At 56.4% G+C, this 12,723-nt stretch carries 12 protein-coding genes; 2 read left to right on the forward strand and 10 right to left on the reverse strand.

Annotation, left to right across the window (positions count from 1 at the left end; genetic code table 11):
• Positions 1 to 21: 21 nt before the first annotated feature.
• Positions 22 to 2,016 (forward strand): thiamine pyrophosphate-dependent enzyme, encoded by a 1,995-nt coding sequence (locus A3850_RS17550; protein ID WP_068220221.1) that lies wholly within the window; start codon positions 22 to 24, stop codon positions 2,014 to 2,016.
• A gap of 347 nt (positions 2,017 to 2,363) precedes the next feature.
• Positions 2,364 to 2,765, forward strand: coding sequence for a DUF5606 domain-containing protein (locus A3850_RS17555; protein WP_068220224.1), 402 nt, complete (start codon positions 2,364 to 2,366; stop codon positions 2,763 to 2,765).
• Between the two features lie 122 nt (positions 2,766 to 2,887).
• Here A3850_RS17555 and A3850_RS17560 read toward each other — a convergent pair whose 3' ends face one another.
• The 10 genes from A3850_RS17560 to A3850_RS17605 form a co-directional block, all read right to left on the reverse strand.
• Positions 2,888 to 4,072 (reverse strand): OmpA family protein, encoded by a 1,185-nt coding sequence (locus A3850_RS17560; RefSeq protein WP_082921942.1) that lies wholly within the window; start codon positions 4,070 to 4,072, stop codon positions 2,888 to 2,890.
• A 139-nt stretch (positions 4,073 to 4,211) separates the two neighbouring features.
• Entirely contained in the window at positions 4,212 to 4,673 is a 462-nt protein-coding gene (locus A3850_RS17565) for a hypothetical protein (protein ID WP_068220231.1), read from the reverse strand.
• Positions 4,674 to 4,697: 24 nt separating this feature from the next.
• The gene (locus A3850_RS17570) at positions 4,698 to 6,395 is read right to left on the reverse strand and encodes a M23 family metallopeptidase (RefSeq protein WP_068220234.1); all 1,698 of its coding nucleotides are present in this window, start codon (positions 6,393 to 6,395) and stop codon (positions 4,698 to 4,700) included.
• Positions 6,396 to 6,398: 3 nt separating this feature from the next.
• Complete coding sequence (gene hemA, locus A3850_RS17575; RefSeq protein WP_068220237.1) at positions 6,399 to 7,613, reverse strand: glutamyl-tRNA reductase; 1,215 nt, start codon at positions 7,611 to 7,613, stop codon at positions 6,399 to 6,401.
• 164 nt (positions 7,614 to 7,777) lie between these two features.
• Positions 7,778 to 8,707 carry a calcium/sodium antiporter gene (locus A3850_RS17580; RefSeq protein ID WP_068220240.1) on the reverse strand — a complete coding sequence of 310 codons (930 nt, stop codon included), beginning with the start codon at positions 8,705 to 8,707 and terminating at the stop codon, positions 7,778 to 7,780.
• Between the two features lie 168 nt (positions 8,708 to 8,875).
• Positions 8,876 to 9,211: a phosphoribosylpyrophosphate synthetase gene (locus A3850_RS17585; protein ID WP_068220243.1), complete on the reverse strand. Its 336-nt coding sequence runs from the start codon at positions 9,209 to 9,211 to the stop codon at positions 8,876 to 8,878.
• Positions 9,212 to 9,277: 66 nt separating this feature from the next.
• On the reverse strand, positions 9,278 to 10,669 hold the full coding sequence (locus A3850_RS17590) for a PAS domain-containing sensor histidine kinase (RefSeq protein WP_082921943.1): 1,392 nt from the start codon (positions 10,667 to 10,669) through the stop codon (positions 9,278 to 9,280).
• Positions 10,599 to 10,937, reverse strand: a complete 339-nt coding sequence (locus tag A3850_RS17595) for an element excision factor XisI family protein (protein WP_068220246.1) — start codon at positions 10,935 to 10,937, stop codon at positions 10,599 to 10,601. The genes A3850_RS17590 and A3850_RS17595 overlap by 71 nt, the downstream gene beginning before the upstream one ends.
• A 78-nt stretch (positions 10,938 to 11,015) precedes the next feature.
• Complete coding sequence (locus tag A3850_RS17600; protein WP_068220249.1) at positions 11,016 to 11,333, reverse strand: element excision factor XisH family protein; 318 nt, start codon at positions 11,331 to 11,333, stop codon at positions 11,016 to 11,018.
• A gap of 21 nt (positions 11,334 to 11,354) precedes the next feature.
• Positions 11,355 to 12,719 (reverse strand): sigma-54 dependent transcriptional regulator, encoded by a 1,365-nt coding sequence (locus A3850_RS17605; RefSeq protein WP_068220252.1) that lies wholly within the window; start codon positions 12,717 to 12,719, stop codon positions 11,355 to 11,357.
• Positions 12,720 to 12,723: the final 4 nt, after the last annotated feature.

Below are 12,723 nucleotides of genomic sequence, written 5' to 3' on the forward strand. Positions count from 1 at the left end.
CCAGCCCAACCACCACTGACCATGACCACCACGCTTCCTTCCCTCGAATTTGATCAGTTCACTTACTCCGACGCAGACTTACTCCGTTTCTACGAGGCCCTCCTCCGCCCCCGGCTGATCGAGGAAAAGATGCTGAAGCAACTCCGCCAGGGGGTGATCTCCAAGTGGTTCTCCGGTATCGGCCAGGAAGCCATTAGTGTCGGTTGTGCGCTAGCGCTGGTGCGGAGCGAATGGATGTTCACCATGCACCGTAATCTGGGGGTGTTCACGACGCGGGAGGTACCCCTCCCCCAACTTTTTGCCCAGTGGCAGGGGAAGCCGGGTGGGTTCACGAAGGGCCGTGACCGGAGTTTCCACTTCGGCTCACCGGAGCACCACATTGTGGGGATGATCTCCCACCTCGGGCCCCAATTGGCCCTGGCCGCCGGGGTAGCCCTCCGCCACAAACTGATGGGCGAGCAAAAGGTCAGCCTCGCCTTCACGGGAGATGGTGGAACGAGTGAGGGAGACTTCCACGAAGCCCTCAACATTGCCGCCGTGTGGCAACTCCCCGTCATCTTCGTGATCGAAAATAATGGGTACGGACTTTCCACACCCGTCCGGGAACAATACGCCTGCGCTAACCTGGCGGACCGAGGTGTGGGCTACGGCATGCGCTCGGTTACCATTGATGGAAACAACATCCTGGAAGTCCACGACACCATCGCCAAATTGGCCACCGAACTACGTACTAATCCGGAACCCGTCCTGGTCGAGTGCCAGACCTTCCGCGTACGGGGCCACGAAGAAGCATCGGGGGTGAAGTACGTCCCCAAAGAACAGATCGAAGCCTGGACGGAACGGGACCCCGTCGAACGTTTCGCCGATCATCTGCTGGAAAGAAATATCCTGACGAAGGCGGACCAACAGGCAATGGCGAAGCGCATCAAGGCGGAGATCACCGCCGGGCTTAAGGCCGCCGATGCACTTCCCGCCGCAACGGGTGATCCCGAGCGGGAGGTGGCCGATCTTTTCCATCCTTACTCGGCACCTGCGCCAGCGCCCGCTGTAGAGACCAGCACAATGCGCTTTATCGACGCGATTTCGGACGGACTCCGCCAGTCCATGCGCCGGCACGACGACCTTGTTCTGATGGGCCAGGATATCGCCGACTACGGTGGCGTCTTCAAGATCACGGACGGCTTCATGGATGAGTTTGGTGCCGGCCGCGTCCGCAACACGCCGCTCTGTGAAAGTGGGGTGATCGGTGTCGGACTGGGCCTCAGCATCGCCGGTGGCAAGGCGATGGTGGAAATGCAATTTGGTGATTTCGTGACCTGCGGCTTCAATCAGATCGTCAATAACCTGGCCAAACTTCACTACCGGTGGGGGCAACGCGCGGACGTCACCGTTCGCCTCCCCGTTGGTGGCGGCGTTGGCGCCGGGCCCTACCACAGCCAGACGATGGAAGCCTGGTTCACGGCCGTCCCCGGATTGAAAATTGCCTACCCCAGCTCCCCTGCAGACGCGAAGGGAATGCTGATGAGCGCTCTGAATGACCCTAACCCCGTCCTCTTCTTTGAACATAAGGCCCTATACCGATCGCTTTCGGAGGAAGTGCCAGCGGGTGACCACTTCGTACCGATTGGGAAAGCACGCACCATCCGGGAAGGCACCGCGGCTAGCATCATTACGTACGGGATGGGCGTCCACTGGGCACTGAAGGCCGTAGAAAAGGCTGACCTGGACGTAGAAATCCTGGACCTCCGTAGCCTCGCGCCGCTGGACTACGATAGTATTCGGGCGTCCGTCAGCAAAACGAGTCGTGCCCTGATCCTGCACGAGGCCAACCTGACCGGCGGCTTCGGTGGGGAACTGGCAGCGTGGATTGGTGAGCACTGTTTCGAGCAGCTGGATGCTCCGGTGACGCGCCTTGCGGCCATGGATACGCCGGTTCCATTTGCTGCCGCACTGGAGGCTGACTATTTGCCGGAAGGGCGCTTGGAGCAGTCGTTGGAGAGATTGCTGGCTTACTAGGTTTAGTACTTTTTTCGACAAGAGGTTAAAGGCGATAAGGAGGATTAAGAGGAAGAGATAGGGTTCTTTTGATTTTACGTGTTCTTTGTGCTTTTGTGTCCGGCCCGCCCCAGGCGACGTGCTAGTGATTTAGCGCGAGATTTTATTTCGCAAAGAAGTATAAGGCGGAAGAGAGGTTTAAGAAGAAAGCCGGTTGCTGCGGCTTTACTGCGGATTCTGTGCTTCTGTATCAAAACCGCCACTGGCGACATAACATTTTCGTGCTGTAATCTCCTTTCGCTTTCTTCATCCCTTCCTGCCAACGAAGCTCTCCAGCGATTACCTTTGCGGCACCAACTAAAACGTATATGAAACTCAGTCAAATCATTGCCATTACCGGGTTGCCCGGGCTTTACTCCGTCATCACCGAACGGAAGGGTGGCTTTATCGTGGAATCCCTGGCCGACGGGAAGCGCCGCTTCGCCCCCCACCGCAAGCACCAATTCGCGCCCCTGGAAAGCATGGCCATGTTTACCGACGACGGTGAGGCAGAACCACTAGATAAGCTCTTCAAGCGCATGAACGAGCAGGCGGAAGACAACCCCGCGCCCAAGCCAAAGTCGAGCAAAAACGTCCTCTTCGAATACATCGCGGACATCCTGCCCAACTACGACCCCGAGCAGGTGCACGCCAGCGACATCACCCGCCTGCTGAAGTGGTACCACTTTATGGTGGCCAACGATCTTTTCGGCGGAGACGAAGAGGAATAAATCTTCCAGACAACCTTTAAATCTAGAAAAGCCCTGAGCATTCATTTGCTCAGGGCTTTCCTGTACCTAGAGGATGCTAAGTTCGATACCGAAGCCTCAATCATATAATCGAGCCTACTTCCCTAACTATTCAACCGCAAGATCTTGATCTCCACCCGTTGGTTCCGGGCGTTACAATCAGCATCCCGCGAAGTACAAACCGGCCGGGTATTGCCGTAGCCCTTCGGGAACATCCGGTTCTTCTCGATCGCATGGGACCGCAAGTATTTAATGACGCTCCGCGCGCGTTGGGTGCTCAGGTCATTGGCGTAGGTAGAGCTGGCCATAAAACTGGCGTGGCCACCTACTTCGATGATGATGTCATCGTTCTGCTGCAGGAAACCCAGGATCTCATCCAGGGCCTCTTCGCTACCGTCCGCCAGCTCGTCGCTATCCGCTTTAAAGGTGATCTTTTCGATGCGGAAGACCTGCCCTTCTTTCAAGGAAGCCGTGGTGTTACCCAGTTTGATCTTCGGTTCGGCTGGAGTGGCCACGGCCGGCTCGGGTTCTGGTGTAGCGGGTTCTATTTCTCTCCGTACGACCGGTTGCGTTTGGATGTTTTCGTCCGGGTCCACAAAGGTTACGGGGGCATCCATTACCGGGGTATCCGTCGGTACGCTCAAGTCTTCGTCGCAGGGGATGGGCTTTAACGCCTGGGCGTTGTCCAGCAGGATGTTACCGTTGTAGGGCAGCATGCTCTGCGGCTTGTAGTAGACCTCCAGAATAATATGGGTGTACGCTTCGGAAGGTTCCAGTTTAACCCGGTACTCCCGCCAGTCGTAATTGGAGACGATGGCCGATTCACCGATTTTCTCGCCGCGTTGGCAGATGGAGTAACCTCCGTAGATCCGCAGTACCGCGGGCGTAACGTAATTACTCGGCAAGTTCGTCCGGCGGCTCCGGCTCAGGTAGGTTTCGGATCGGGCGAGTTGGACGTTGAGTTCGTAACACTGGCCGGCCACGAAGTCTTCGGAGAGCATTTGCCCCACAGCTTCGTAGGTCTCATTCTCGCGCGTCACCATCCCGAGGTAAGTCATCCCGTGTTGGGCCGCCTTCGCTACCTGGAATTCAAAACGGGGGTCTGGATGAACGTCGGGGGGCGTTTCGCCGGGGAAGCCACAGTTCGTCCAGCCGCGGGGTGGAGCGCTATTCCGGGGCATATCCTCAAAGGAGGGGTTCCGCAATTGGATCTCCCCCAACTCCTGCGCGCTGGCGACAGTGCCGGCGGTGATCAAAAGAAATGTAAGGAGGGTCAGTGCTCTGCGCATGTGCAAGGATGCTTCGTTCGGAGGGTTAACGTCTGAAACAATAAAGCTGTTGTATCATCCCGGTTCAGTCTGGAGGGCAATCCGAAGAATACTTTGCTAGGCCAAGCGCTCAGGCGAATTATCTAAAATCGGCCAGCCATTACTCCTTCGGCGCGCCTACTACGGCCCGCACGTTAGCCGGAGCCTCCGCCCGAAAATTATCGAGCAAACTCTTATCCGCCAGGAAGCGCAGTTTACGGCCGAAACTGCCAATCCCGTTCAGGTGAATCGTCGCAAAACGGAAGAAAAGGAATCGCGTTTCTGTCAGCTTCTCCACGTCGCTATCCCAACGGTAAAAGGCCGTCCGGAAGTAATTGCTGATATAGACTTTTTCACCGTCCGTCTCCACCCGCTTCAGGGGCCAAAAAATGAAGAAAAAGCTGACCACCCCAACGACGAGGGCGAACAGGGTGCCGTAGCGGAAGGACGTTAGCACCGCGCCTTCAAACTGGTTCTCCTTCACGAACCAGGCCACCAGGGTCAGGGCCGTCAGAATGGTCGTCCAGAAAACCGGGACGAACAGCTTCAGAAACAGGGTAGCATTGGAGGATAGTCGGTACATGCAGTGGTTGGTTCTTCGGCGCCCTTAGCGGGTAAAATTTCGTTTCCAGACGGTCGTATTTCCCCGGGCGTCGGTTACGGTGAGGGCAAAGGTATGTCGCCCGCGGGCAAGGTTACTATCCCGGAAATTATGGGTCAGTTTATCGTTCTTGGCGTCGTATTCAAGTAACACCCATTCTCCGTCGACGGTGCCCCGGAACTCTAGTCGGCTACTACCAACGGCGTCTTTCGCGATCACACTAAAACCGGCGTAGCGGCTCAGGTTGGTAGGGAAGGAGTTGATCTGTACCGTTGGGGGGATGATATCCAGAAACAGTGCGTAGTCCCCAAAACTCATCACCCGGGTTACGTACATCCCGGTTTCTGGATCCAGCGCCGTCACTCCGGCCGCGGAGGTTCCTTCTTCGTCGCAGCGGCCTAAATAAACGTGGCCAGTTAAGCTGTCTGGAATGATGCGGTTCGGGGCTAGCCCAATTGTCAGTGGTTCCTGCAGCGGTGTCAACGGGTCGTGCAGGTGGTAAGTGGGGCTGAAGCGGTCGGCCGAGTTATCGTTCAGTTCGGTGAACTGGAAGTAAAGATCTTCGTACAGCGCGCCGTCTGGAAAGAACACCTTGAAGCCCGGCCGCTCAATGATGCTCTCTTCGTCGGCGGGGATGAAGTACTGGTGGGGGTGCGCTACCCGTGGTTCCTTCCCCGGGCGGTACTTAAGGATGAACTTTTGCTGGCTCACGTTACCGGCGAAGTCGCTCACGTCCACCGTTACGGTTTTCGGTACGTTAGCCTGGAGTTTGATCCACGAGCCCTCGTTCAGCGCTCCGCCCCCTTTGCTTTGCACCCGCGGCAGCGCCCACAAACGGTGGAACCAGGAGGTGTTCTTCGTCCACTCGCGGTAGTCCGTCGCGGCGTTGAGGTAGCGGGTGTCTTCGAAGGGAATGCGGTCGTGCAGAATGCCGGATTGTCGCAGCGTATCCACCGTAAGCGTGGCCGAATAGATACCGTTCCAGTTGGGCATCGCGTCCTGGCGGTCGTAAGTCTTTACGGCAATACCGACGTCGGGCACGCTCGTAAAGATAGTATCCGGCAAAGCACGTTGCCCCCGCCCCGGCCGGCCGATCTGGTAGGTGGTTGCGGAGATTTCGTGGCCGCTCGCTTCGAGTTCGTAAACCCGCAAGCTGCGGATCTGGGGGGAACGTTTATCGGGAATCGAAAAGCCGAAACGCATGGGATTGACCGGCACGTCGCCGTCAATTTCCCGCATCTCGAAGTGGAGGTGGGGCCCAAAACTGTGGCCCCGGTTCCCTACCCCACCAATTTTCTGGCCGCGTTCTATGGGGAAAGCGAGCGAGTCAAATTTCAGATCCTGATCGAAACTGGTATACTGAAATTGCCGGGCGCGCAGCGTATCCAGCAACTCCGGTGCCAGTGTCTCTAGGTGAGCGTAGACGGAGCGGAAACCGTCCGGATGGTCGACGTAAATGGCCTGGCCGTAACCGCCACCGGTGATCTTAATGCGGCTCACGAAACCGTCCTGCACCGCATAAACGGGCGTATTTGTGCCCGCCCGGAAATCAAGCCCGGCGTGGTAGTGGTCGCTCCGCAATTCACCAAAAGTGCCCGTAACGAGCAGTGGCCCCTTCAGCGGTGGCGCGTAATTTTCCTGCGCTGCCGCGGGTGCCAACAAAAGGGCAAGAAACAGGACCGGGAGGAAACGCAGGATGAACATCGGCTATCCGAGTATGGCTTCACGGGCCGCCTTCATGGGGATCCCGATGCAACGTTTTTCCATGTAAGTGAGCATCCGGTCCATCAATTCGCGAGTGTTGGGGTCGAGGTCGGCGATCTCCTTAGCAAAGACCTTATCCACGGCATTCTGGCGGACGGCCTTGATCTCAGCAGGAAGGTGGGCCAGGGCCCGCTCGAGCAGACGTTGGCGGTAAGCGTTCTCGAGCTCTTCCAAGTGCACGTGCAGTAAGCCGTGGCTCCGCTTGATTTCTTCGCGGCGGAAACTCATGTTCTCATCGGCCAGCGCGCGCAGTTGCTCGATGCCGACGTAGCGGAAGTCGTATTCGGCGACGGTACGTTCGTCCACATCAGCAGGGACGCCGAGGTCGACGACGAGTTTACCCTTCGGCTCATCCCCGGCCAGCAGCCAGTGGAATAGCGTGGGGGTAACGATGGGCTCAGCCGAGCCGGTACAGGCGATGAGGATATCGAAACCACCTTCGTAGGAGGACAGGTGCTTAATGCTCAGTGCCTTACCGTTCTCAAAAGTGGAAGCCAGCATCGCGGCCCGGTCCAATGTCCGGTTCACCACCGTAACGTTCTTGAGCCCCTGTTGGCGCAGGAATTTCCCCACGAGCACGTTGGACTGCCCGGCACCAATCATGAGCACACGGGCATCCGTACTCGGCTTATGGGCGCGTAGCTGCTGCATGGAGAGGGAAACAACCGAAACGGCTTTCTCCCCGATCCGGGTATTATTGTACACATCCTTGGAGGCCAGGCTGACGCGGTCGCAAATGATGCGCAGGTCGTCACCCGTCAGGCCCCACTCCTTACTGCGGGCGTAAGCGTCCCGAAACTGCCCGAGGATCTGCCGCTCGCCAACGACGAGGGAATCGATGGACGATCCAACTTCAAAAAGATGGTAAATGGCTTTCAGTCCGCGCAAGTGGCGCATATCGGCAACGGCGGGAATGGTGCGGTCACCCAGCAGGCGGGTCCGAAATTTGTCGTCCACCTCCCTTTGGGTAGTAAAGAGCAACAACAGGCGGTTACAGGTGGACATATAGCAAAGCTCGTCTACGATGCCATCTTCTTTAAGTTGCGTAAGCCGCTCCCGCAACTGGTCGTCTCCCTCAAAAGCTGCTACCAATTCACCGATGTCCTTCAGCTTGGCGTGGCGGTGGGTAAGCGTTAATAAGTGGACGTGCTGCAGCATCAAAGACGAACGTGGAGTTGTTGGCCGCAAAGGTAGTTTAGGGGCGGGGGTGGTCTGTCATATTACTGTAGAGTAATGGAGGAGTGTACAGTCTGTAGTCTATAGTGTGCAGTCCGTGGAGGCTGACTACAGACTGCAGACTATAGACTATAGACTAATTACTGCTATCCTGCATTCTCCGCCAACACCCCAAAGTACCAGGCGAAGAACAGGAGCAGCACCATCCCCTCCCACCGGGTGATCTTCTTGTTGTTACTCATCACGCCGAGGAGGATGGTCATAACGATCATGACGGGCAGGAATATCTCGATGACGTTCTGAGGGATCTCCAACTTGCCGAAGAAGCGGGGGATGGCCATTACGATGAATGTATTGAAGACGTTTGAACCAATGGCATTGCCCACCGCGATGGAGGCTTTACCCTTGCGGGCGGCCGCCAGGCTTACGGCTACCTCCGGCAGACTCGTACCAATCGCTACGGCGGAAAGTGCGATTACCGTGGGGGCGATGGCCAGGATGCTGGCAATATTTGTGATGGCCTCAATAACATACGTCGCGGAAACACTCACGAGCGCTCCGCCCAGGACGAGATACAGGTAATCCTTCCAGGAGGCCGTCGGCCGGTCCTTCTTATCCGGCTTATCCTGATCCTTCAGACTGTAGGCCAGGAAGATACAGATGCCAACCAGGAATAATATGGCTTCGTAGATAGACAGGTTACCATCCGATACGGCAAAGTAGAGCAGAAAGGCGCTGCCCCACAGAAAGGGTATATCGATGTGCCAGAGGTTGTACTCCAGGTCGATGTTTTTCACCACGACGGCCGTCAGCCCCAATACCAACGCAATGTTAGTGATGTTGGAACCGACCACGGCCCCGATCACGATCTCCGGCGTGCCGTTAAGGACGGCCACGATACTCGTTGCCAGCTCCGGTAGCGAGGTACCGAAGGCGACGATCGTCACCCCAATGATGAAGGGAGAGATGCCAAAGCTGAGCCCGATCCGCTCGGCGGCCTCCACGAAACGATCACTCGCCCAGAGGAGGGCGGCGATGCTAACGACGAAGATGCCGATCTGAATGAGTAATTCCATAAGCGGCGCAAAGGTAACGAGGGGGGAATGAAAAAAGCGCTGGCACGTAATTATCGCGCCAACGCTCTTTTTGTTCTTTACGGCATCCACCGCTACGAGCGCGGACTGCCATTATCTCACCCAAAAAGAAATCGGCTGCGTACCGATTCATTAGTGAGTGGGTCTGCTCTATAGCTTACCCGGTGATTCGTACTCAACCCGGAATTTTTCAATCATCTCTTCGCTGAGGGAATCCGCGTAAACGCCGTAAGCATCTACCAACTGCCCCTTGGTACCGTCGGCCGCCTCAATCGCGTAAAGCACGGAATTATCCCCGGCGCTCGACATCCCTTCGAAGCGGTAGGTGTGGCGAATGGTGAAGTCCGCAGGTCCGAAGTTTTTACCGAGTTGCTTGCACTCCAGGTACTCTTCCCGCTGGTTGAAGTCGTGGGTGTAGCCATCCTCCTTCAGCTTTTCGATGGCGGCGGTAAGGGTGGCATAGGGGTTATCCTGAATGATGGGCATGATGCGGGTACTTTAGTTAAATCTTGCCTCACTAATACCGCGGAAAAGTGCACCGTGTTCGGCCCGTCAGCGCCGCTGCTCCGGGAACTGAACCTTGAACCGTGTCCAACAATCCGCTTCAGTTGCCAGTGAATAAGTGGCGCGGTGGGCCTCCAGAATTTCCCGGGCCAGCGTCAGGCCAATGCCCTGGCCAGTCGCTTTGGTACTAAAGAATGGCGTAAAGATGGAGGCAGCGTCCTCCTGGCTGATGCCGGGCCCGTTGTCGGCAATGGTGAACCTTGAAGGGTAAGCCTGAACGGTTACCTCAATTTGCCCATCGGTTCCAATACTTTGCTGAGCGTTGATGAGGGCGTTAACGATCACCTGCTCGATTTGGGCCACATCCATATCCACTAAAACTGGTTTAGCGGCGAGGGCACAGCTACACTCGATCTTATGCTGGCTTAGATGTTGGTGCATGACTTCTACCGTCCGCTGCATCACTTCATTCAAATCAGCACTGCGGAGAGCGGGCGCGGGCAGCCGCACCACCCTCGCAAAATTGCGGATGAAGTCCGTCATATTATCCACCCGTTGGATGGCTGCAGGCAGGTAATCCGTCGTCAATTGCCCCATCTTAGGGTCGTTTTCCTGGGCGGCTTCGAGTAGCGTTTTCAGGATGCTTACCACCCCAGCATTGGTGTTGTTGACTTCGTGGGCCATCATCCGAATCACCTTACCGTAAGCTTCCTTTTCGGCGGAGAGCAATTCAGCGGTTACGTCCTGAATGACGATGAAGCCCCGCTCAAAGCCCCGGTCCACAAAACTGGAAAGGTCAACGTGGTAACGTCGGCCGCCGGGGCCGTTTAATACCTGAGTCCGTAAGCCCATCGTGTCATCCGTTGGGCGCTGCCGCAGGTGCAAAGCAGGTTGGAGGACGGTTTCCCGGAACGCTGGGGACGCACTCTTCTCCTCTAACCAGCCATTTTTACTGGTGACGTTACCGTCAAAATCCAGAATAGCGATCCCGAGTTGGGCGGATGCGAGGATGCGATCCAAAAATTCCTCCCGTTGCTTGCCCGAGACGCGTTCCGACCGCAGTTGGTCGATCATCTGGTTGTACACCGTCACTACGCCGTCCATTTCCTTACTGCCGGTGGGAAGAAGCTTGACGGAAAAATCCTGGTCCTCCAACGCTGCGGCCCCCTGGCTCAGTAGCCGTACGGGCGCAATGATGGACCGGTAGATGCGAAAGGCGATGTAAGCGGAAAGCAGGAGCGCCGCCTCCGCTACCAGGATATAGATGGGCTCCTCCGTGAATGCACGGTACGCCAACACCCCTAACCCGAGGTGAAGGGAGGTGATGTAGAGGATGTATTTGGTGGAGGAGGACAGGGGGGAGGATTTACTATGCTGCTCTCGTACCGCTGTGTTCCTGTAGTTCCGGGGGGTACCATCCGATGACAAGATCTTTCTCATCGATACCGGCCTCCTTTAATTCTCGAAAAACCTCCTGATCCGTATTGTTTTCGAGCAACGTAACATTACCCGTTGCGCCAATGAGGAAATGAACGAAAACACCATATTCCCACCCATTTTTACCGTGGCCAAATTCAACGAGCAGTAAGTGCCCATCATTTCCCTCTATGATCTGAAGCGGAACGCCGGTTTGTTCTGACGGGTGATAAGCAATCCAATCGTTAAGGTATTTAGTTACCACCTTTCTATTATTGCTCACCTTATCCATTGGTCAATACTTTTAGTGTCTACGTTGTAGACTATCGTACGGATTTTGTTTTTGATTAAAGTATCTCGGTACAGTCGTTTATTCAACACCTCTCGGTAGAAAAAGGTAGGGACGGCAAGGAAAATCTCTCTTTGATTCCAGCAACTCAAAAGCCGTTTTGTAAACCAGATACTGCCCGATAGCCTTTTCAAACTCATTCATATTGCTGATGCTGATGAAGTTTTTCACCTCGACGGCAAGTTCTTCCATCTGCCCATCAGTTTTACGTTCCGCGGCTACATCGATGTACATGCGGATGTTGTCAACCTTTAGATAAAATGGATCTCCAGTGATTACCCATCCATCACTTTTAAGCGCTGAAATGAACTGATCGTGAAAGGCATCTCTTTTTGGCATCAATAGGTAAGATAGTACAAACTACCCAATCCCAAACTTCTCCAACCGCCGGTAAAGCGCCGCCCGCGTGAGGCCCAACTCCTTCGCCGTAGCGGTGATCTCACCGCCGTTGCGGCCAAGGGCGGCTTTGATCATACGTATCTCCATTTCCTCGAGGGTGACACCGCCGGGAGTGAAGGCGGGGTCGCGGCCGGTGGAGTAGTGGCTTTCCAGATCAACCGGAGTGATGGTGGTCTCGCGGGCGAGGATGGCGACGCGCTCCACCAAATTCTGCAGTTGGCGTACGTTCCCGGGGAAGGATTGCTTCCGTAACCAGGTGATCGACTCCTTATTATAGCGCAGGCCCGGTCGCTTGTACCGGTTACGGGCACTGGCGAGAAAATGCTCGGCCAGTCCGGGAATGTCCGCGGGCCGGTCGCGGAGGGCAGGTAAGTGGAGATGGATGAGGTTGATCCGGTACAGTAAGTCTTCCCGGAAGGCTCCGGCCGTCACTAAACTCTGCAGGTTGCGGCTGGTAGCGGAGAGGATCCGAACGTCGGTTTTCCGTACTTTGGGGTCCCCCAACCGCTGGTATTCCCGTTGTTGCAGGACGCGGAGGAGCTTTACTTGGGCCGCGAGATCGAGGTCACCAATTTCGTCCAGGAAGAGGGTACCTCCTTCGGCTAATTCGAAGCGCCCCTTACGGTCGGCGCGGGCGTCCGTGAAGGCACCGGCTTTGTGGCCGAAGAGTTCACTTTCAAACAGGGAGGGAGGGACGCCACCGAGATTAACGGCGATGAATGGCCCTTCGGCCCGGTCGCTGGCGGCGTGGATGGCTTCGGCGACCAATTCCTTTCCCGTACCGCTTTCACCGGTTATCAGCACCGAAGCTTTCGTTGGGGCCACCCGGGCGGCCTGGCCGAGGAGATCCATCAATTCCTGGCTTTCACCGATGATGCCGGCAAAGGCGTCCTCCGGTGCACCCGATCCGGACTTGGCACCTGCGGCAGCGCCCTGCTCGTTTCGTTCCGCGGCTGGCACCTTGGCCAACTGCGTGGCGATGGCGTTGAGCAGCTCCTTATTGTCCCAGGGCTTGGCAATGAAATCTTTGGCGCCCGCTTTCATGCCTTCGACGGCCAATTGGACGGTAGCCCAGCCCGTCATTTGGATGACGGGTAGCGAAGGCCGCTCCGCCAAAATCTCCCCGAGCATTCGCATGCCGTCGCGGCCACTCGTTTCGATCGAAAAATTAAGATCGAGCAGGACCAACGCGGGCTCAAATTCCCGAACGGCCGGCAGGGCCTCTACCATCCGCGATACCGACCGCACGGTATAGCCCGCCCGGCCCAGCAGGAGTTCAAGACTCTTGGCCACGGTGGTATCGTCGTCGATAATTAGGATGGACATCGGG

The sequence above is a fragment of the Lewinella sp. 4G2 genome (genome assembly GCF_001625015.1).
Classification (GTDB): domain Bacteria; phylum Bacteroidota; class Bacteroidia; order Chitinophagales; family Saprospiraceae; genus Neolewinella.